At 42.8% G+C, this 20,359-nt stretch carries 18 protein-coding genes; 9 read left to right on the forward strand and 9 right to left on the reverse strand.

Features of this window, described 5'->3' with window-relative positions; all coding sequences use genetic code 11:
• Positions 1-132: 132 nt before the first annotated feature.
• Both PQ469_RS05660 and PQ469_RS05665 read left to right on the forward strand, forming a co-directional pair.
• A complete protein-coding gene (locus PQ469_RS05660; RefSeq protein WP_274212065.1) occupies positions 133-498 on the forward strand; it encodes a hypothetical protein in 366 nt (121 codons plus the stop codon).
• Between the two features lie 146 nt (positions 499-644).
• The gene (locus PQ469_RS05665; RefSeq protein ID WP_090651255.1) at positions 645-2,552 is read left to right on the forward strand and encodes an amidophosphoribosyltransferase; all 1,908 of its coding nucleotides are present in this window, start codon (positions 645-647) and stop codon (positions 2,550-2,552) included.
• Between the two features lie 699 nt (positions 2,553-3,251).
• Here PQ469_RS05665 and PQ469_RS05670 read toward each other — a convergent pair.
• Positions 3,252-3,908 carry a LysE family translocator gene (locus PQ469_RS05670; protein ID WP_090651254.1) on the reverse strand — a complete coding sequence of 219 codons (657 nt, stop codon included), beginning with the start codon at positions 3,906-3,908 and terminating at the stop codon, positions 3,252-3,254.
• A 168-nt stretch (positions 3,909-4,076) separates the two neighbouring features.
• On the opposite strand from PQ469_RS05670, the gene PQ469_RS05675 reads away from it, so the two are divergent.
• Positions 4,077-5,732, forward strand: coding sequence for an MFS transporter (locus PQ469_RS05675; RefSeq protein ID WP_274212066.1), 1,656 nt, complete (start codon positions 4,077-4,079; stop codon positions 5,730-5,732).
• 89 nt (positions 5,733-5,821) lie between these two features.
• On the forward strand, positions 5,822-6,277 hold the full coding sequence (locus tag PQ469_RS05680; protein ID WP_177183861.1) for a deoxycytidylate deaminase: 456 nt from the start codon (positions 5,822-5,824) through the stop codon (positions 6,275-6,277).
• Between the two features lie 45 nt (positions 6,278-6,322).
• Here PQ469_RS05680 and cmk read toward each other — a convergent pair whose 3' ends face one another.
• A complete protein-coding gene (gene cmk / locus PQ469_RS05685) occupies positions 6,323-7,000 on the reverse strand; it encodes a (d)CMP kinase (protein ID WP_090651251.1) in 678 nt (225 codons plus the stop codon).
• A 431-nt stretch (positions 7,001-7,431) separates the two neighbouring features.
• Between cmk and arfB the strand changes: the two genes are divergently transcribed.
• Positions 7,432-7,842, forward strand: a complete 411-nt coding sequence (gene arfB / locus PQ469_RS05690; protein ID WP_274212067.1) for an alternative ribosome rescue aminoacyl-tRNA hydrolase ArfB — start codon at positions 7,432-7,434, stop codon at positions 7,840-7,842.
• A 121-nt stretch (positions 7,843-7,963) separates the two neighbouring features.
• Here arfB and rodA read toward each other — a convergent pair whose 3' ends face one another.
• From rodA to purH, 6 genes are all read right to left on the reverse strand, one after another.
• Positions 7,964-9,238 carry a rod shape-determining protein RodA gene (rodA, locus tag PQ469_RS05695; RefSeq protein ID WP_274212068.1) on the reverse strand — a complete coding sequence of 425 codons (1,275 nt, stop codon included), beginning with the start codon at positions 9,236-9,238 and terminating at the stop codon, positions 7,964-7,966.
• Between the two features lies 1 nt (position 9,239).
• The gene (gene mrdA, locus PQ469_RS05700; protein ID WP_274212069.1) at positions 9,240-11,252 is read right to left on the reverse strand and encodes a penicillin-binding protein 2; all 2,013 of its coding nucleotides are present in this window, start codon (positions 11,250-11,252) and stop codon (positions 9,240-9,242) included.
• The gene (locus tag PQ469_RS05705; RefSeq protein WP_274212070.1) at positions 11,249-11,767 is read right to left on the reverse strand and encodes a rod shape-determining protein MreD; all 519 of its coding nucleotides are present in this window, start codon (positions 11,765-11,767) and stop codon (positions 11,249-11,251) included. The genes mrdA and PQ469_RS05705 overlap by 4 nt, the downstream gene beginning before the upstream one ends.
• Positions 11,767-12,591, reverse strand: a complete 825-nt coding sequence (mreC, locus tag PQ469_RS05710; RefSeq protein WP_274212071.1) for a rod shape-determining protein MreC — start codon at positions 12,589-12,591, stop codon at positions 11,767-11,769. Before mreC ends, PQ469_RS05705 begins: the two co-directional genes overlap by 1 nt.
• 100 nt (positions 12,592-12,691) lie before the next feature.
• Positions 12,692-13,714 (reverse strand): rod shape-determining protein, encoded by a 1,023-nt coding sequence (locus PQ469_RS05715; protein ID WP_090651245.1) that lies wholly within the window; start codon positions 13,712-13,714, stop codon positions 12,692-12,694.
• Positions 13,715-13,930: 216 nt separating this feature from the next.
• Entirely contained in the window at positions 13,931-15,460 is a 1,530-nt protein-coding gene (gene purH / locus PQ469_RS05720; RefSeq protein ID WP_274212072.1) for a bifunctional phosphoribosylaminoimidazolecarboxamide formyltransferase/IMP cyclohydrolase, read from the reverse strand.
• 244 nt (positions 15,461-15,704) lie between these two features.
• Between purH and fabG the strand changes: the two genes are divergently transcribed.
• The 4 genes from fabG (at position 15,705) to PQ469_RS05740 (ending at position 19,827) form a co-directional block, all read left to right on the forward strand.
• Positions 15,705-16,448: a 3-oxoacyl-[acyl-carrier-protein] reductase gene (gene fabG, locus PQ469_RS05725; RefSeq protein ID WP_274212073.1), complete on the forward strand. Its 744-nt coding sequence runs from the start codon at positions 15,705-15,707 to the stop codon at positions 16,446-16,448.
• A gap of 238 nt (positions 16,449-16,686) precedes the next feature.
• Positions 16,687-17,121: an energy transducer TonB gene (locus PQ469_RS05730; RefSeq protein ID WP_274212074.1), complete on the forward strand. Its 435-nt coding sequence runs from the start codon at positions 16,687-16,689 to the stop codon at positions 17,119-17,121.
• Between the two features lie 76 nt (positions 17,122-17,197).
• Positions 17,198-19,288 carry a vWA domain-containing protein gene (locus PQ469_RS05735; protein ID WP_274212075.1) on the forward strand — a complete coding sequence of 697 codons (2,091 nt, stop codon included), beginning with the start codon at positions 17,198-17,200 and terminating at the stop codon, positions 19,286-19,288.
• Between the two features lie 107 nt (positions 19,289-19,395).
• Positions 19,396-19,827 carry an endonuclease domain-containing protein gene (locus PQ469_RS05740; RefSeq protein WP_274212076.1) on the forward strand — a complete coding sequence of 144 codons (432 nt, stop codon included), beginning with the start codon at positions 19,396-19,398 and terminating at the stop codon, positions 19,825-19,827.
• Between the two features lie 123 nt (positions 19,828-19,950).
• Here the strand turns inward: PQ469_RS05740 and PQ469_RS05745 are convergent, their stop codons facing one another.
• Positions 19,951-20,274 carry an FtsB family cell division protein gene (locus tag PQ469_RS05745; protein ID WP_337993758.1) on the reverse strand — a complete coding sequence of 108 codons (324 nt, stop codon included), beginning with the start codon at positions 20,272-20,274 and terminating at the stop codon, positions 19,951-19,953.
• Positions 20,275-20,359 lie beyond the last annotated feature (85 nt).

Genomic DNA, 20,359 nt, shown 5'->3' on the forward strand with positions numbered 1-20,359 from the left:
TAATTTTTTTTTAAGGAGTTCAAGAGGGCTACGCCGTTTACAGAATTAAAAAATTAACAGAATGCCGCGTTATTTTGAAAATTCTAAAATTCTGTAAATTCTGATTCAGACAAAATTCCCTAAATTTACCTTGTGCAAAAAGAAGAACTCGCAACATTATGGCGTCCGGTGGGGCCAAGGGAATTAAAGCTGATAGAAGAATCAGGATTTAAGAGGTTTCCGAAGCGATTGGCCCAGCAGCCTATTTTTTACCCGGTGATGAATGAAGCTTATGCTATTCAGATAGCAAGGGATTGGAATGTACCCGCATCCGGTTCGGGTTTTGTAACTAAGTTTAGTTTACCTGCCGTATTCCTGGCAAAATATAATGTTGAAAATGTTGGAGGCCCAATCCATAACGAACTTTGGGTGCCTGCCGAAGAGCTGGAAGAATTTAACGATCATATTGTAGGGTTGATTGAGGTCACGCAATCATTTTACCCTGCTGAAAAAGAATGATTCTGACGAATAATCAGCCAAAAACACCTGCACATCTGTAATCTAAAATCTGCACATCTAAAAAGATGTTTAAACTACTATTTAATGACAAATGATTTTATAAAGAGTCCATTATAAATGATACCTTTGCAGCCTCATTCCGAATCATGAGCGATCAGATTAAACATGAATGCGGTGTGGCATTTATCCGCTTATTAAAGCCACTATCTTTTTATCAGAAAAAGTACGGAACTGCGCTGTACGGCCTGAACAAGCTTTACCTTTTAATGGAGAAACAACATAACCGCGGCCAGGATGGCGCAGGTGTTGCTACCATTAAATTAGATATTGCCCCGGGCAAGCGGTACATCAGTCGTCACCGGTCAATGGCTTCAAACGCCGTTGCTGATATTTTTGAATACATCCAGAAGAAATTCGCGGAGATTCAGAAAGAAACCCCCGAAAAAATGTTGGATGCCGAGTGGCTCAAAGAACATGTAAGCTTTACCGGCGAGGTTTTATTAGGGCATCTGCGTTATGGTACCCATGGTAAAAACTCTATCGAAAGCTGCCATCCGTTCCTGCGCCAAAACAACTGGCAAACCAGGAACCTGGTTATTGCAGGCAACTTTAACATGACCAATGTTGATGAGCTTTTGCAGCAACTTTACGACCTGGGCCAGCACCCGAAAGAGCAAGCCGATACCATTACAGTGCTCGAAAAAATGGGCCACTTTATTGATACCGAAAACCAGGGCTTGTTTGACCAGTACAAACGCGAAGGATTAGACGATAACGTGGAGATTAGCAAACTGATTGCTAATGACATGGACGTTGCCAAAATTTTAACAAAATCGGCCAAAAACTGGGATGGTGGTTATACCATAGCCGGTATACTGGGCCATGGCGATGCCTTTGTAATGCGCGACCCGGTTGGCATTCGCCCGGCATTTTATTACTACAACGATGAAATTGTTGTAGCAGCATCAGAACGCCCTGCTATCCAAACCGCATTTAACGTGCCTATGGAGGAGATCAGGGAGATTAAACCTGGCCACGCGCTTATTGTTAAAAAGAACGGGAAGATAACCGAGACTATGTTTAGTGAGCCTAAAGAGAAGAAATCCTGCTCGTTTGAGCGTATTTACTTTTCGCGTGGCAGCGATGCATCTATCTACCGTGAGCGTAAACAATTAGGCAGGCTGCTTTGCCCGCAAATATTGGACGCTGTTAACAATGATATCAAAAATACCGTGTTCTCCTACATCCCCAATACTGCCGAAGTTGCCTTTTATGGCATGGTTGAGGGCGTGCACAAATACGTAAAAAAATACCAGCGCGACAAGCTACTGAGCCGCGAGGATAAAATTAGCGACGAAGAGCTTACCGAAATACTGGCAATGGCCCCAAGGGTTGAAAAAATTGCTATTAAAGATGTTAAGCTGCGCACCTTTATTACCCAGGATGCCGACCGCAGCGAAATGGTTGCCCACGTTTATGACACCACTTATGGTTTAATAAAACGTAACACCGATACCCTGGTTGTTCTGGACGACTCGATTGTTCGCGGTACTACACTTAAACAAAGTATCCTGAAGATATTGGACAGGCTTGGCCCAACCAAGGTTGTAGTGGTATCATCGGCGCCGCAAATCCGTTACCCGGATTGTTATGGTATAGATATGTCGCGCATGGGTGAGTTTGTTGCTTTTGAAGCAGCCATCAGCTTGTTAAAGGAAATGGACAGGGAAGATGTTATCCTTGACGTTTACCAGAAATGTAAAGACAGCATTAAGTTGCCGAAAGAAAAAGTACAGAACCACGTAAAGGCGATATACGAGCTATTTACCGATCAGCAGGTATCTGACCGTATAGCGCAGATCATTACTCCTAAAGAAATAAAATGCGAAGTGAAAGTTATCTATCAAACTTTAGATAACCTGCATATTGCCTGCCCCGACCATACCGGCGACTGGTACTTTAGCGGCGATTATCCAACCCCAGGCGGCAATAAAGTTGTTAACCGCGCTTTTGTTAACTGGATGGAAGGTAAAAACCAAAGGGCTTATATGTAAGAGCAGCCCCCCGGCCCCCTGAAGGGGGAGGAAATATAATAGAGGCGATGAGTTTAGATTCATCGCCTTTTTTTGTTGAAGGCGTTAAATCTTAATTATCTATATTGTGGTCTATTTATTGAATTGAATTTTTAATGAAATCAAAATTTAGATTCATAGCCTACTTGTTAGGCTTTTTGGGGCCGCTGTCTACAGTTCTCGTGGTTATGGTGCTATCTGGGAAAGTATTAAATTCAACGATGAGTTTAATCCCATTTATATTTTTCAGTTCGTTTTTTGTATTCGTATGGGTTTGGTTGATTTTTGGTGAATTACGGACTAAGACAATAAGTATTGAAATAAAGGGCCGAACTTTTGTTATAAAAAGATATTTGGGATTGGGAACCAGCAGACGCTTTGATTTGGGTGATATCTCCGGTTTTAAGACGTCGATCTTATCCTCAAAAAGCGGCAGTTATGAGTACTTATATTTGATGGTAGGTTCTAAGAAAATAGCGAAGCTTTCCGAGTTCTATCACAGTAACTACAAGGAGTTGAAACGGTATATCGTTTCCATGGATATTAAAAATGCTGGTTTCGAGCCATTTAGTAACCGGCAAGAGTTCAAGGATATTTTTCAGTGTTTGAATTGCCCCGGTAATGGTGTTTGATAGGACACTTCGCAATTCAAAAACTCCCCCTTCAGGGGGCTGGGGGGCTTCACGACCCTGGCGGTGCCGCGAAAACAAAGTGGGTAACCAACTTATCAATCAATACCAGCGAGGCTATTATAAGCGCTATGCCGGCCACTTCGTTGAGGCGGTGGATGAGTTTAACCGATATTTTATCGCGCAGCTTATCGGCGTAAAAGGCTTTAGTGGTATCCATGCCAAACTGCACAATAAGGATAGTTAAAAACATAACGGCTATGTGGAATGAGCGGTGGGGGGTGCCAACCAGGAAAGTAGTACTGGCAGCGCCGATAACAACTGTCCAGTGGAATAACAGGGTGGGGTTAAAGATGCACATCAAAAAGCCCTTTAAAAAGTAGCCTGCGCGGTTGATGCCGGTTGGTACTTTATTGTCGTAGTTTACTTCGGCCTTTTTAAACAAATAGTATAAACCAAGGGTAAACAATATTACGGCGCCAACAACGCCTGCAATCAGTTTAGTATGATCAGATACATCTATATATTGCGAACCGAAAAGTAAGGCGCCAACAAATACTACATCGCTGGTAACAACACCGAGGGCAAGGGCTACACCCGCATGAAAACCTTTTTCGATGCTGGTTTTAATAAGAGCAAAAAAGACCGGGCCAGTAATAACCGTCAACACCAATCCAAACCCAATTCCCGAAATAATGGCTTTTATCATTAAGTTAGGCTTTGTTCATTTTTGAACAATGCGAATATGCAATTTTATCTCATAAACAACGAAACTTAAAATTGTGATTTATTTTAATTTAAAATAGTATGACCAGTTTTACAAAAAATCAATTATGTTTAACGATTCAAAATCTATTCTGTATAACCTAATTTAAAAATGGAACAAAACAATGCTAAAAGTTACAGTTCGGCTCTTTATACGCTTATAACTGTATTTTTCTTTTGGGGCTTTTTAGCTGCCTCCAACGGTGTATTCATACCTTTTTGTAAAGAACACTTTCATTTAACCCAATTTGAATCGCAGTTGATTGATTTTACATTTTATGGTGGTTACTTCATAGGTTCATTGATCCTGTACTTTGCTTCATCTTTCAGCAAAGTTGATATCATGAATAAAATGGGGTATAAAAATGGTATCATATTAGGCCTGGTAATTTCTGCGATTGGCGCAATCGGCATGATTCCGGCTATTGCATCGGGATCATTTGGTTTAATATTAACGGTGTTTTTTATTATAGCGGTTGGTTTTTCATTACAGCAAACAGCTGCCAATCCTTTTGTAGTTGCTTTGGGGCCGCCCGAAACAGGTTCAAACCGGTTAAATTTTGCAGGTAGTATTAATAACATTGGTGGTTTATTAGGCCCCGTAGTAGTGGGTATTATTTTATTTGGCTCGGCAGCGGCCAAAATAGAGGCAAAGAATGTACAAATTTCTTCTGTGAACAACCTTTACTACATGCTTGCCGGTTTATTTATTGCTGTAGCTATCTTCTTTTGGTTTTCAAATTTGCCAAAGGTTACCAGCGATGAAAAAATTGAGGCAAGCCCCAAGGCAAATACACCGCTTTTAATTATGTTTTTGGCATTCTGTTTAATTTTAGCCGCCGATCCGTTGAGTACCTATCTTAATAAGCTGCTATCTTCAGATTATATAAAAAGTCAGTATTTTGTGTATGCTTCATTGGCTATTATTGTATTGACGTTGGTGGGGACTATTTTTGCCGCTAAACAAAGTAAAGAGGGCTGGGGCGCTATGCAGTATCCGCAATTGATTTTGGGTATGCTGGCTATATTTACTTATGTAGGTACCGAGGTTACTATTCAAAGCAATATGGGATCGTTATTAAAAACACCTGAGTTTGGATCGTTCAAAGAATCGGACATTGCGCCTTATATTTCATTGTACTGGGGTAGCTTAATGATCGGCCGTTTCGCCGGTGCGATAGGCGCGTTTAACCTTTCTAAAACGGTTAAATATGTGTTAACAGTTCTTATTCCTTTTATAGCATTTGGTATAGTACTATTAGTAAATGCCGCCACTGGTGTAAATGTGAGCAACCTGTATGGTTATGCGGCTTGTGTAGCCATCTTGATTGTTGCCTTCTTTATCGGTCAGCAAAAACCTACACGTACCCTGTCTGTATTAGGTTTATTAGGCGTTGCATTTATGTTGGTTGGGTTATTTACAACGGGTAAAGTTGCAACATTCTCTTTCATCAGCGGTGGGTTGTGCTGCTCTATCATGTGGCCTTCCATATTCTCTTTAGCTATTACCGGCTTAGGAAAATACACCAGTCAGGGATCTGCATTCCTGATCATGATGATTTTAGGTGGCTCTATTATCCCTCCGCTACAAGGCAAAGTAGCTGATGGCGCAGGTAACGTTATACCGGGCATGAGCGGTATTCACTTCTCCTATATTGTACCTGTGTTAGGCTTTGCTTACCTTGCTTATTTTGCCTGGAAAGTAAGCCGCGAGCTGCGTAGCCAGGGTATCGACCTTGACCATGTTGAGGTTGCAGCAGGCCACTAATTTTTAAAACCGTCATAAACCATTGGGTCATTAAGTCATTTTCAGATGATTTAATGACCCAATGGCATTAATGACCTAATGACTTAACTATGAAACCAAGTTTCGATTCGATATTCATGAACCTGGCAACCGATCTGGCTAAGCGTTCACACTGCGTTAAAGCCCACGTGGGCGCTGTTTTAACCCGTGATACCCGTATTATATCCATAGGCTACAATGGCCCGCCTGCGGGTACGCATAACTGCGACGAGGAATGGCCGGAACAAGGCTGCGCACGCGATTCAAAAGGAAGTTGCTCCTTGGCGTTGCATGCCGAAGAAAATGCGATTTTATATGCCGTTAAAAGCGGCGCAAAGCTGGAAGGGGCAACGTTGTATACCACACTATCGCCATGTATTGCTTGTGCGCGACTTATTTATTCGGCGGGCATAACTAAGGTTTATTTTGATAAATCGTACGCCGAATATAAAGGCATTGGCAGCGACGAAGGCGTTGATTTTTTAAACCGTTTTGGGGTACCAACGGTGAGGTTTACAGAAGATTAGCATTGCCCGGCCAATTTTTGTTCCGGACAATGCTAATGTCAATATTTAATCGGCCAGGAAAGGCTCAATATGGCTCAGGGCAAACAGTAGTTGTTCGTCTGGGCTCAGGTCTGTATTATCCAAAATAATAGCATCTTCGGCACGTGTCAGCGGGCTTTCCTTGCGGGTGGTGTCCTGATAATCGCGGTGGGCCAGGTTATCAAAAATTTCTTCTAAGGTTATTTCGGGGTTGGTAGGCAACAGTTCTTTATACCGGCGCTCGGCGCGAATCTTTGGGTCGGCAGTCATAAACAGCTTTACCTGCGCATTCGGGAACACAACGGTGCCAATATCGCGGCCATCCATAATGATGTTTTTTGATTTGCCCATGCGCTGCTGTTGTTTTACCATAGCAACGCGCACTTCATGTATTGCCGCTATGGTGCTTACCTTGTCGGCCACATGCATCTGGCGTATCTCGTCAGATACTTCTTCATCGTTAAGGGTGATATGTGTTTTGTAATCCCTTGAGTGAAAGTTAAGGTGGATGTTGTTCAGCGCTTCGGCAATCTGTTCATGATTGGTCAGGTCGATGTTATTACGCAGAAAATACAAAGCCACGGCACGGTACATTGCGCCGCTATCTACATAAATAAAATGAAGTTTTTTTGCTAAAGCCTTTGCTAAAGTGCTTTTACCACATGATGAATAACCATCAATTGCTACTACGATATTGTTGTTCATAAGAGTGGCTAAAATAACGATTTTTGTTGATTGTTGGTTGTTGAATGGTTGAATAAGTTGATTGAGTGAGTAGTTGATTAGGTTGATTGAGTTGATTTAGTGAATGGTTGACTAAGTTAAAAAAGTTCAAAAATTTAAAACAATGCCGGCTTTGGCGCATTCTAACCTAATCAACCTAATCAACCTAATCAACCTAATCAACCTAATCAACCTAATCAACCTAATCAACCTAATCAACCTAATCAACCTAATCAACCTAATCAACCTAATCAACCTAATCAACCTAATCAACCTAATCAACCTAATCAACCTAATCAACCTAATCAACCTAATCAACCTAATCAACCTAATCAACCTAATCAACCTAATCAACCTAATCAACCTAATCAACCTAATCAACCTAATCAACCTAAAAAAGCTACATTTGAAAAATGAACCTGAATAAAGCCGATTTACAAAAAGAAATAAACTACAAAACGTCACGCAGCGGGGGTAAGGGGGGCCAAAACGTTAACAAAGTATCAAGCAAGGTTGAACTTTTGTTTGATGTTGCCAGTTCGGCATTATTTACTGAAGATGAGAAAGCGTTGCTTACGGGCAAATTGCAAAACCGATCAAATAAAGATGGCCTGGTGCAAGTAATTTGCGATGAAGAGCGCAGCCAATACCTTAATAAAGAAAAAGCGGTTGAAAGGCTGATTGCCCTTTTAGGTCGCGCCCTGCAGGTACAAAAAGTGCGTAAACCCACCAAAGTAAGCAAGGCCGCCAAAGCCGCCCGCCTTGACAACAAAAAGAGACAATCGGCAAAAAAGGAAAACAGGGGAAAAAATTATGAAGAATAGTTTTTCGATGTACAGATATGCAAATTTCAGGTGTGCAGATGTTTTTTGATTAGAAATTTTAAGAATACTGAAAATATGTGTTATTAGTACGCTTTCGTTATCCAAACGCTTTTTTTGCAGTTTAAATAATCCCCATCCTGTTGGAATCGAACTTAATGAGTACGAAAAGCAGGATGGTAAAGCTTAATAACGACGACCCCCCGTAACTTATAAATGGCAGCGGGATCCCTATAACCGGCACTATCCCTATTGTCATACCAATATTGATCACCACGTGGAAAAAGAGTACTGATGCCACGCCATAACCATAGATGCGCGAAAATGGAGATCGCTGTCGCTCGGCGATAAAGATAACCCGGAGAATGAGGAAAATATAGAGGCCTAATAACACAAGCGAGCCCGCAAAGCCCCATTCCTCGCCTATGGTGCAAAAAATAAAATCGGTACTTTGCTCGGGCACAAACGAGTATTTGGTTTGGGTACCATGTAAATAACCCTTGCCCCACATTTTACCCGACCCTATGGCAATTTTTGATTGGTTTACATTATATCCTTTGCCCCTTAAATCGGTAGTGATGCCCAAAATGATATTGATACGGTCTGTTTGGTGGGGTTTTAAAACATTGGTGTAAATAAACTTTACGCTAAATACAAACGTGATGGAGATAGCAAGCCCTATTAGCATGGTACTGATGAGTTTGCGGTTACGCCTGAATAAAAAGATAACCAGGGCAGTAAATGCCACCAATGCAATGATGATATGCAAGGGATTAAACAGTAGGGCCACCACAAAAAGTGTGATCAGCAAACCGGTTACGATGAGGAAGTACGGTGATAAACCTTCCCGGTAGAGTACAAAGATAAGCGAACAAAATACCAGTGTTGAGCCAGTATCCGGCTGCAGCATAATCAATATCATCGGCAAGCCAATGATAGCCCCCGCCGCCATAAAAGATTTTGGATCGGTAACGCGGATATTCGGCCCGCTCAGGTACCGGGCCAATAATAGGCAGGTAGCAAACTTGGCAAACTCCGACGGCTGAAGCCTGAAACCACCGCCAAGGCTTATCCAGGCCTGGTTACCGCCAACATTGCGGCCAACAACCAGTACAACTATTAACAAAAGCACAGTTACGGCATAAAAAGCCGGAGACAGGGCGCTAAAAAAGCGGCTTTCTAACAGCAGGATGATCATACCAATTACTACAGCCACAATGATGTATATAAATTGCTTGCCATAATTAGTGGCCCCATCTATTATGCTTGGATGCCTTTCATCAAAAACGGCGGCATGAATGTTGAACCAACCTATAGTGCATAGGATAAGATATAGGAACACCGTTACCCAATCAACATTAAAAAAGAAGCTGCGCTGATTATTATTGTTGTTGTTCATGCTATTTGCCAGCCCCCCTGCCTGCTAATAAACTGCCCCAGCTATTCGGTTTGTTATTGTTTGCCGTTTTTAAGCGCGCTGCCTTTTTTATGGAATCGGCTTTGAATTTTTTTATCGAGTCGGCCTTCACCGCGCGGATGCTATCGCGCATGCGTTCCTTTTTCAAATCCAGGGCGTAAAGCGTCAAATCGGGCATGCGGTTGGCATTGGCAAAATAATCAACCGTAATACCTGATTCACGCGGTGTTATCTTACCTCTTAAATATTTTTCGACAATAAAGCTGGCAATAGGGGCAGCCCAGTGTGCTCCCTCGCCCGAGTTTTCTACAACAACGGCAATGGCTATTTTAGGGTTCTCGCGAGGTGCAAAAGCCACAAATACCGAGTTAGCCTCGCCTCGGGGATTTTGCGCTGTACCCGTTTTACCGCACATGATAATGCCAGGGATTTTTGACCGGCGGGCGGTTCCATCTTCAACCACGGCCTGCATCCCGTTAATAACGGGTTCAAAATACTGCGAATCTATGCCCACATAGTTTCTTTTGGTATACTCGGCCTTAATTACGTTTTCGGTACCAATGGCTTTAATGAGGTGTGGTTTGTAAAAAAAACCATGGTTGGCAATGGTACACTCCAGGTTGGCCATTTGTAATGGGGTCGCCAATAGCTCGCCCTGGCCTATTGCTAAAGAAATGATGGTGCTGGCACGCCATCCACCTTTTTTATAAACATTGTCGTAATGTAAGGGTGTTGGTACGTTTCCGCGGCTTTCGGCAGGCATATCCAGGTCCAGCCGGGCACCTAAACCAAATTTCATCACGTTGGCCCTCCATTTTGTAAATTCGGCTTCAGTATATTTTGCTCCGCTGCGTTCCAATATCCGCTGAAACACCATCGAAAAATAACCATTACAGGATTCGGCTACGGCCCTGCCCATGTTAACGGTACCGTGAGCTTCGCCATTGTTACATGGCACCAGCCGGTTGCCAGCCCTGTAATGCCCGGTGCAATAGTATGTTTCTGAGGGGGAGATGATATTTTCCTGCAAAGCTATCAAAGCACTTAACGGCTTAAATGATGAGCCTGGCGGATACTGAGCCTGTATAGGCCTGATGAAAAATGGCTTATACGGATTGTTATACATTTTAGCAGCGTTGTTACCGCGCTCACGGCCAACCATCAGGTTAGGGTCGTAACTGGGGCTGCTTACATAAGCCAGGATCTCGCCGCTTGATGGTTCAATGGCTACAATACTGCCCAGCTTATTTTGCATCAGCTGTTCGCCCAGCTTTTGTAATTCTATATCTAACGAGGACGTAAGCCGCTCGCCGGTACGGGCTACCGTATCAAAAGCGCCATTTGCGAAAGAGCCTTTTTGTATGCCGCGCGAATCAACCATCATGTTTTTAACACCGCGCTGCCCGCGTAAAACATTTTCGTAAGCTTTCTCCACACCGGTTATACCAATATAATCGCCCAGCCGGTAATAGCCATTTGAGCGCTTGATATCGCGGTCCTGTGCCTCACCAATATAACCTAAAAACTGCGCTGCAACCGAATCGGGATAGGTACGTACTGTGCGGGGCAAGGCATAAAAGCCAACAAAATCATTTATTTTTTCCTGTATCGAAGCAAAGCGCTCGGCCGATATTTGTTTTTCAAAAGGGGAGTCTTTATTTGGCGAATATTTGATGGCTTTTATCCAGCGCTTGTCAAAGCCGGCTTTATCAATACCCAACAGGTTACAAAATGCAACGGTATCAAAGGGCTTTACATCTTTGGGCGTTACCATGATATCGTAAATAGGCACGTTTTGTACTAGTATTTTACCATTTCTATCTAAAATGGGCCCGCGGGCCGGGTATTGGATAAAACTACGGATAACGTTTTTGGTAGCGTAAATAGCGTAGCGGTCGTCAACTATCTGGATATAGTAAAGCCTGGCCAGCAGCGTAAAAATTATAGTAACAAAAATGCCGGTTATAACGTAGCGACGCTCGAAAAAATTATTCATTTACGTTCTTTCCTTTTGAAAAATAGCAGGCTCGAAACAAGTATCAAAAATACCGTAAATATTGAACTTAAAACAACACGGCTTAGTGTGTATTGTATTTCAGAAAACCGGAATACTTCCAGGGTTAGCAGGAAAAAATGATGGGCAAACGTAAGTATCACCGCATAAGTGAAAAACCACCTGAAGCCCATAATGCTCAGGGTTGGTTCAGGCTCGTTGTCAAACCCTTCTTTTTGCACGGTTATATTGATGAAAAGGATGCGCACCAGGGCAAGCACCACACAAGCGGCGGCGTGCAGACCGGGAGTATCGTAAAATGCATCTACTGTAAGGCCTAACAGGAATGATAATACAAACAGCAACACATTCGGTGTCTCGAACGGAAGCAGCAATATAAACAGGATATAAAAGTAAGGAGTAGACAGGTTGTAAAAAGTGATGTTTTTGAGCAGGAATGCCTGCATAAACACCAATAACAAAAAGCGGATTACATTGATGATGATAGTGCGGCCCATTATTTGACTTCTGCGGCCTCCAATCCGGCTTGTTCCTGTGCGTATTTGTTAACTACTACGTATATGTATTGCAGTTTGCTAAAATCAACCGAAAGGCCAACCTCTACATTAAGCAGCAAGCCACCTTCTTTGGCATGGAGGTTGGTTACCTTGCCAAAAGGGATCCCGGTTGGGAAAAGCGAATAACCTGATGTTACTACCATTTCGCCCAGGGTGGGTTTGGCATCATTTTGCAGGCTTAGTAAACCCTTACGCGGATTAAGATCGTTTCCCCATATAAATGAGCCAACAGATTTATCTTTTACCAGCATAGCGCTAAACTGGCTTTTTGAATGCAGCAATGATTTTACAATAGCGTAATGGTCTGTTACGTCGGCTATCATACCCACTACACCGGCACCACAAATTACACCCATATCTTTGGCTATGCCATCCCTGCTGCCCTTGTTTATGGTGATGTAATTATTGGATTGATTGGTTGAATTATTGATAACACGGGCTACCAGGTAAGTATATTGCTGCTTGTAAACAGTATCAACAACTTTATGCTTTTCGGTAGTATCAACATAAAATGATGTTTTAAGCATTCCCCGTAATCTTGCATTTTCACGTGCAAGACTGTCGTTTACGTCCTTTAAAGATAAATATCCCTTAAACTCGCTTACCTGCCCGTATAAACTGCCGGTAACCTGGTTTTGCGAACTGATAAAAGTAGCCTTTTGAAAAGAGTTGTATTTGATGTAGATAAGCAGCGCGCTCACCTCAAAAATCAGGAATAAAAAAAACGCGTTATACTTAGTGATAAATATCAAGAGGTTACGCATCGCTTTATAATTAGTGAATTAGTGAATAACTGAATTATTGAATTGAAAAAGCAATTAAAAATCACTAATTCACTAACTCAATAATTCAGTCATTGATCAACTATTGCATTAAAAATTTAAAATTACCTATGTTTTTAAGGGCGGTTCCTGTGCCACGTACTACGGCCCGTAGGGGGTCTTCGGCTACGTGAACGGGCAGTTTGGTTTTGGCTGCTACACGTTTATCAAGGCCGCGCAATAGGGCACCACCACCAGTTAGGTAAATACCAGTCTGGTAAATATCTGCCGAAAGCTCGGGCGGGGTAATTTCCAGCGCTTTTAATATCGCTTCTTCTATTTTGGAGATAGATTTATCAAGGCAATGTGCAATTTCGGTATACGATACCATGATCTGTTTTGGCACGCCGGTCATCAAATCGCGGCCTTGTACTGCAAAATCAGCCGGTGGATCTGCCAGTTCGGGCAGTGCTGCGCCAACTTCAATTTTAATTTTCTCGGCAGTACGGTCGCCAATCATGATGTTGTGCTGGCGGCGGATGTATTGTACAATATCCGAGTCGAAGTTATCACCCGCTACGCGGATAGACTGATCGCACACGATACCCGATAACGCGATAACCGCAATCTCGGTAGTACCACCACCAATATCGATGATCATATTACCCATAGGCTCTTCCACATCAATGCCTATACCTACCGCGGCAGCCATTGGCTCATGTATCAGGTAAACCTCTTTGGCGCCTGCAATCTCGGCCGAGTCGCGCACCGCGCGTTTCTCAACCTCGGTAATACCCGATGGGATACAGATAACCATACGCAACGATGGGAAGAACCATCCTTTACCCTGGTTTATCATTTTGATCATACCGCGTATCATGTGTTCGGCAGCGTTAAAGTCGGCAATTACACCATCTTTAAGCGGGCGAACAGTACGGATATTATCATGTGTTTTACCCTCCATTTGCATGGCCTGGCGCCCAATGGCAATAACCTTGTTGGTAGTCCTGTCGAACGCCACGATGGACGGTTCGTCAACAACAACTTTATCATTATGTATAATGAGGGTATTGGCAGTACCCAAATCTATAGCAATTTCCTGTGTAAAAAAGTTAAATAAACCCATCTAATGTTTCCCTTGAAATAATCTGCAAAGTTTATAAAAATACGCTTAATAAAATTACATACTTGCAATTAAAAGCGTTAAAAATTAATATTTATTGTTTGCGTGGGTTGATTAAGTTGGATTGGGTTGATTAGGTTGATTGAGTTGTTATACTCGCTCTTGTTTTTTTTAAACCACTCACTTAATCCAACTCAATCAACCTAATCAACTCAAACTTTAATGCTTAAAATGACGCACTCCTGTTGTTACCATCGAGATGTTTTTTTCATCGCACATGGCTACAGATAGTTTATCGTTTATTGATCCGCCTGGTTGTAATACAGCAGTAACACCAGCTTCGGCAGCCAGTTCCACACAATCAGGGAACGGGAAAAACGCATCAGACGCCATCACTGCACCATTCAGATCGAAGCCGAAGCTGTTGGCTTTAATAACAGCCTGCTTCAATGAATCAACCCTTGAGGTTTGCCCAACGCCACTTGACATCAGCTGGCCGTTTTTGGCAAATATGATGGTGTTTGATTTGGTGTGTTTTACCACTTTATTGGCAAAAAACAAATCTTTCAGCTCCTGCTCAGTTGGTTTGCGGTTGGTAACCGGGGTCATTTGTGCCGGGCCTTCAATAACTGCGTCTTTATCCTGCTCAATAACACCGTTCAGCAAGGTTTTAAACTGCTTAACAGGTAATTCAACCGGTTGGCGAACTAAGATAATACGGTTCTTTTTAGCCTGCAATATTTTAACTGCTTCGTCTGTATAGGCAGGCGCAATCAGCACTTCGTAAAATATCTTGTCAATTTCGGTAGCGGTAGCGGCGTCTATCTCATCGTTAGCGATAATTACACCACCAAAAGCCGAAACCGGGTCGCAAGCCAATGCATCTATCCAGGCTTCTTTAATGAACGAGCGGGAAGCAATACCGCAGGCATTGGTATGTTTTAATATGGCGATGGTTGGCTCGCCGGTAAACTCGTCAATTAGCGCAACAGCGGCGTCAACATCTACCAGGTTGTTGTATGAAAGCTCTTTACCGTTCAGTTTGTTAAACATGGCATCCAGGTTACCATAAAAAGTGCCTTTCTGGTGCGGGTTTTCGCCGTAACGCAAGGTTTGGCTGGTAAGGATGCTTTGCTTAAATACAGGCAGCGGCTCTTCCTGGTTAAAATACTGGAAAATGTGCGTATCGTAGTTTGAAGTAATGTTGAATGCCTTTTGCGCAAATGATTTACGCTGATCGATAGTGGTAACGCCGTCCTGTGTTTTCAGGATGTCTTCCAGTATGCCGTAGTCGTCTTTTGAAGCAACGATGGTTACATCTTTAAAGTTTTTTGCACCGGCACGGATCAGGGAAATACCACCGATGTCAATTTTTTCGATCACATCTTCGGCACCTGCGCCAGATTGTACAGTTTCTTCAAACGGGTAAAGATCTACAATAACCAAATCCAATTCAGGAATTTCGTATTCGGCCAGCTGTTTCTCGTCGCTATCAAAGCTACGGCGGGCCAAAATGCCGCCAAACACCTTAGGGTGCAGGGTTTTAACACGGCCGCCTAATATAGACGGGTACGAGGTAAGGTCTTCAACAGGTATTACATTTACCCCTAAATTGCGGATAAAAGTTTCGGTACCACCGGTAGAATATATATTAACACCAAGGCGGTTTAACTCGAGAATTATTGGCTCTAAATTGTCTTTGTAGTAAACAGAAATTAAAGCATTTTTTATTTGAACAGACTGGCTCATTTACAGCGATTTTTTAAGCCGCAAAGGTAGTGAAATAGTATCAAGTAGTAAGTATCAAGTAGCAAGACAAATTAAAAAAAGATGTAGGGCACAACTATGCTCATTTTTAGTGGCTTAAATTGAATGGCAAGCTGCCCTAACACCATTGTTATCCATCAGTTACCTGCCGCTAACCAGTCTTGATACTAACTACTTGATACTTGATACTAAAACAACTAACTTCACCGCCCGAAATAGTACATAAATGAAATTATTAGAAGGAAAAACCGCACTTATCACCGGTGCATCAAAAGGAATAGGCCGTAAAATAGCCGAAAAATTTGCCGAGCACGGCGCTAATGTAGCTTTTACTTACCTGTCGTCTGTTGAAAAAGGGCAGGCTTTAGAGCAGGAATTGCAAAGCTTTGGCACACAGGTTAAAGGCTATCGCTCCGATGCCTCAAAATACGACGAAGCCGAAAAATTGATAGCTGATATCATTGCCGATTTTGGCACCCTTCATATCGTGGTTAACAACGCAGGCATCACCAAAGACGGTTTACTGATGCGCATGACCGAAGAAGCCTGGGACGAAGTAATGAACGTTAACCTGAAATCTATCTTCAACGTAACCAAAGCTGCTTCAAAAATCATGATGAAAAACCGTAACGGGGTATTCATCAACATGAGTTCGGTTGTAGGTGTGCAGGGTAATGCCGGGCAGGGTAACTATGCCGCTTCAAAAGCAGGTATCATTGGTTTCTCCAAATCAATGGCTAAAGAATTGGGTTCACGTAATATCCGTACCAATGTTGTTGCACCGGGATTCATCAGAACCGAGATGACCGAAGTTTTAGATCCTAAAGTTGTTGAAGGCTGGGCTGCAGCCATCCCGCTTAAACGTGCCGGCGAAACAGAAGATGTGGCCAATGCCTGCGTTTTCCTGGCATCAGATATGGCAACCTATATTACCGGGCAGGTTATTCCGGTTGATGGGGGGATGCTATAATTGTAAGTCAAAATTCAAAAGTTAAAAGTCAAAAAGCTTTTGCGTCGGAATTAAACGACGGGAGACTTACGAAGTGTTTACTTCGTAAGTCTGGAATTCGACGATAGCAAAGGGACTAATGACAACTCATATTTAATAAGGCAGGCATTTAGCTTGCCTTATTTGTTTTATGCCACCCTCATGCAATTTGGTGATAAAAAGTAGTTAACTTTAAATATCGCCAACCATGCTTTAAACCGTGAAGATATTCCTGCTTACTTTAGTCACATGTTTTGCCTTTGCAAGCAGCCATGCCCAAAGTAAAAAGGTGGTGGCGCATAAGAAGGTAGTTCTTCCAATACCACAACGACACATTTACGAGTCTGTAGAGGAAATGCCAAGGCCAAAGGGTGGAGTAGAAAACCTTGTCGGTACTATTGCCAGGAAGCTGCATTATCCCGATAGCTGTGAATTACCCGGCGGAAGGATAATTATTGCCTTTGTTGTCGAGGCAGACGGAACAATTGATAATGAAACCGTTGTAAGAGATCCCTGCGGTAACGAACATTTACTTTCGAACAGACTGTTTGATATAGTCAAAAAAACAAAGTGGACACCTGGCAAGATGAACGGCAAACCGGTAGCTACCCGGTATTCTCTTCCGCTTACAATCTGCCTGGGAAGTGATGATTAATTCCCTGCAATTCGGCATATTTTCTGATATTGCACCATAACGTAACACGTACAACGTAATACGTATCACTTACAATATGCTATTTCTATTTTCACTTACATGGGGTTCGGTTTCGGGATGGTGGGTACCCGCCTGTTTGCTGTTAGGAATTGTATACGCCTGGCTGCTTTACCGGCAACCGGTAAACCTTGGTAAATATTTCAGGTATGGGCTGTCGGTTATCCGCGCGGCGGTGGTATTTTTTATAGCGATGCTGCTGGTATCTCCATTGGTGAAGTCCATCAAATACGATCCTCAGAAACCATTGGTATTGATAGCGCAGGATAATTCATCATCCGTAAATACATTTAAATCTCCGGGTTTTAATGCTGATATGCTGGTAACTGATCTTGCTAAACTTAAGGAACAGCTGGGCGATAAATACGATGTGCAGGCGTTTAATTTTGATAAAGATCTGTACAATGGGCTGTCCAATAAATTCAACGGTAAGCAAACCGATTTAGCAAATGCCCTCCACCAGCTAAACAATAAATTTGTAAACCAAAACATTGGCGCACTGGTTTTAGCCACCGATGGTTTATACAACCAGGGGAACGACCCGCAATATGAGGCTAAAAACATCAAGACGAGTATTTATACCATTGCCCTTGGTGACACGGTGGCCAAACGCGACCTGTTGATTGGCAATGTAAACTATAACAAAACCGCCTTTTTAGGTAACGATTTTGAGGTGGAGGTTTTAACCGCCGCCTACCAAAGCAAAGGCGAAAACATTCATCTATCTGTCGCCGAAGATGGCAGGCAAGTATTCTCGCAAACTATCCCGGTAACCGGCACCGATTTTAAAAAGCTTGTGCCTGTTAAGTTAACGGCCGATAAAAAAGGCGTTCGTAAATTCACCATCAACATAGCCCCGGTTAAAAACGAACTATCAACCCAAAATAACACCGAAGTTATTTATGTAGATGTTTTGGATGCCCGCCAAAAGGTATTGGTGCTTTATCAAAGTGCGCACCCCGATATCACGGTCATCAAACAAGCCATCGAGACAAATAAAAATTATGAGGTAAAAACAGCGCTACTGGCCGACATGACCGGCATAAAACTGCCCGATTGCAGCCTTATCATATTATATCAAATTAGTGCAGGCACCTTTGCACCCGGGAAAAAATTCATCGCCCAAAGCAAAATCCCGGTTTGGTACGTCTTAGGTTCGCAAAGCGACTTGCCGGCATTTAATACTGAGCAAGGCGTTGTGAAAATAAGTGCCGGCCGCAGCGAAACGCAGGAAGTTTATGCCTTGCCCGAAGCGGGTTTTGCCGCTTTTACCTTGTCTGATTCGTCGCGTAAAAAGATCAGTAATTTGCCTCCATTACTGGCGCCGTTTGGTAGCTACGGAACGGCGGCAGGCACCTCCATTTTATTAAAGCAAAAAATTGGCGCTATTGGCACAAGCTACCCCTTACTGGCTTTTGGTGATGAAGGTGGCCACCGCACCGCTGTTTTAACCGGCGAAGGCATCTGGCGGTGGCAGCTATCCGAGTTTCAAAACTTCGGCAACCGAAATGCTACGGATGAGTTGTTGAGCCAAACGGTACAGTATTTAACGGCCAACACCAACAGGCAGCGCTTCCGCGTTTACCCGGCCCGCAACGTATTTGACGAGGGCGAAAACGTGATCCTGAACGCCGAGTTATACAATGATGCGCTTGAATTGATTAACACGCCAGATGTGAAAATCGACCTGAAAAGCAGCTCTGGTAAAAACTACAGTTTCCTTTTCAGTCGCAGCGGACCAAGTTACCAATTAGATGCCGGAGCCTTACCTGTTGGCGAGTATAGCTATACTGCATCAACCCAAAACGGGAAAAGCCAGTTTAAGGCATCCGGCCAGATTACCGTTAAAGCCCTGAACCTGGAAACCCGCCAAAGCGCCGCCAATCACCAGTTGTTAAAAACACTTGCCCAACAAAGCGGCGGGAAAATGCTGTATCCATCGCAAATCAGCCAGCTTGCAGATTTGATCCGCAAGAACGACAATATTAAGACTGTGGTTTATGAAGATAAGCGCTACAGCGATGTCATTGATGTAAAATGGCTGTTTGTGCTGATATTGTTGCTATTAAGTGGCGAATGGTTTTCAAGGAAAAGAGAAGGCGAGGTTTAGGGAAAGACTCAAGATAGTTGCATATTGAATTAAAAAAAGCGGCGGGCTGTGCGATTCCCTCCCAACGGGAGGGTGCAGGGAGGGGTTTATTAAATTAAAGCGACAAAATGGCGAACAGAAAGATCATTCCATACAACCCGGCGCTAAAAGCCTTAGCTCGCAAACTACGCAAAACCATGACCGATGGCGAATTGCTGCTTTGGAATGAATTGAAACGTGATAAACTACTGGGATTCGACTTTGACAGACAGCGTTTTATAGACGAGTATATCGTTGATTTTTATTGTCGAGATTTAATGCTGACCATTGAAATTGATGGCATGTCGAATAACAACGAGGTGGCCTTTGTCAAAGACCAAATACGTCAGCAAAAATTGGAGAACTTCGGGATAAAGTTTTTGAGATTTACTGAGGCCGAAATGAAAAATGATATGTTTAACGTGCTCAGAACAATAGAAACTACTGTAATTGAGATTATCAAAAATTATAGTACTATTAAATTGCCGAAGGATTTTGATCTGGAGTTACTAACTACATAGTGCTTTATTAGTGTGAAGCAACCCCTCCCTGCACCCTCCCGTTGGGAGGGAATCGCACGAGCCCACAGTTTTTGCTGCAAAAAAATAGCGATGAACAATTCACCGCTATCAAATATCTTGCCTCTATTTTTCCTTTTTCTCCGGGACAATCAGATAAACATCTTCGTTGTCCTTTTTCATCAGGTATTTTTCGCGGGCAAATTTTTCTAATTGTTGCCGGTTGGATGTTAGTTCGTTTAGCTCTTTGGTAACCTGGTCTGTTTGGGCTTTATAAAAATCGCGTTCTTTTTTAAGCTTGTTTACCTGGGTACGGTATTCGTATTGCGAGAAGAGGTCGTTTTTATCGAAAAAAATCATCCACACTACAAAAGCCAGTGTAACCAGAAAGAATTTATTCTTAAAAAGGTTAATGAGGCGTTTCATCGATATGGGTTCTTTGAATTTCATTTAAAGCTATTTATTTTTCTTGAAGGTTGCAAATATTTTTGGTGAGTGGTTGATTGGGGTGATTAAGTGAGTGGTTGACGTTTAA

Source organism: Mucilaginibacter sp. KACC 22773, from assembly GCF_028736215.1.
Taxonomy (GTDB): Bacteria; Bacteroidota; Bacteroidia; order Sphingobacteriales; family Sphingobacteriaceae; genus Mucilaginibacter.

What these genes read in the sequence shown, in the direction of transcription:
- PQ469_RS05670 (WP_090651254.1), bottom strand. Translation starts at nt 3,908, where the DNA reads ATGATAAAAGCCATTATTTCGGGAATTGGGTTTGGATTGGTGTTGACG.
- PQ469_RS05715 (WP_090651245.1), bottom strand. Translation starts at nt 13,714, where the DNA reads ATGGGTTTATTTAACTTTTTTACACAGGAAATTGCTATAGATTTGGGT.
- arfB (WP_274212067.1), top strand. Translation starts at nt 7,432, where the DNA reads ATGAACCTGAATAAAGCCGATTTACAAAAAGAAATAAACTACAAAACG.
- PQ469_RS05740 (WP_274212076.1), top strand. Translation starts at nt 19,396, where the DNA reads ATGGCGAACAGAAAGATCATTCCATACAACCCGGCGCTAAAAGCCTTA.
- PQ469_RS05680 (WP_177183861.1), top strand. Translation starts at nt 5,822, where the DNA reads ATGAAACCAAGTTTCGATTCGATATTCATGAACCTGGCAACCGATCTG.
- PQ469_RS05665 (WP_090651255.1), top strand. Translation starts at nt 645, where the DNA reads ATGAGCGATCAGATTAAACATGAATGCGGTGTGGCATTTATCCGCTTA.
- rodA (WP_274212068.1), bottom strand. Translation starts at nt 9,238, where the DNA reads ATGAACAACAACAATAATAATCAGCGCAGCTTCTTTTTTAATGTTGAT.
- PQ469_RS05745 (WP_337993758.1), bottom strand. Translation starts at nt 20,274, where the DNA reads ATGAAATTCAAAGAACCCATATCGATGAAACGCCTCATTAACCTTTTT.
- cmk (WP_090651251.1), bottom strand. Translation starts at nt 7,000, where the DNA reads ATGAACAACAATATCGTAGTAGCAATTGATGGTTATTCATCATGTGGT.
- fabG (WP_274212073.1), top strand. Translation starts at nt 15,705, where the DNA reads ATGAAATTATTAGAAGGAAAAACCGCACTTATCACCGGTGCATCAAAA.
- PQ469_RS05705 (WP_274212070.1), bottom strand. Translation starts at nt 11,767, where the DNA reads ATGGGCCGCACTATCATCATCAATGTAATCCGCTTTTTGTTATTGGTG.
- PQ469_RS05735 (WP_274212075.1), top strand. Translation starts at nt 17,198, where the DNA reads ATGCTATTTCTATTTTCACTTACATGGGGTTCGGTTTCGGGATGGTGG.
- mrdA (WP_274212069.1), bottom strand. Translation starts at nt 11,252, where the DNA reads ATGAATAATTTTTTCGAGCGTCGCTACGTTATAACCGGCATTTTTGTT.
- purH (WP_274212072.1), bottom strand. Translation starts at nt 15,460, where the DNA reads ATGAGCCAGTCTGTTCAAATAAAAAATGCTTTAATTTCTGTTTACTAC.
- PQ469_RS05675 (WP_274212066.1), top strand. Translation starts at nt 4,077, where the DNA reads ATGGAACAAAACAATGCTAAAAGTTACAGTTCGGCTCTTTATACGCTT.
- mreC (WP_274212071.1), bottom strand. Translation starts at nt 12,591, where the DNA reads ATGCGTAACCTCTTGATATTTATCACTAAGTATAACGCGTTTTTTTTA.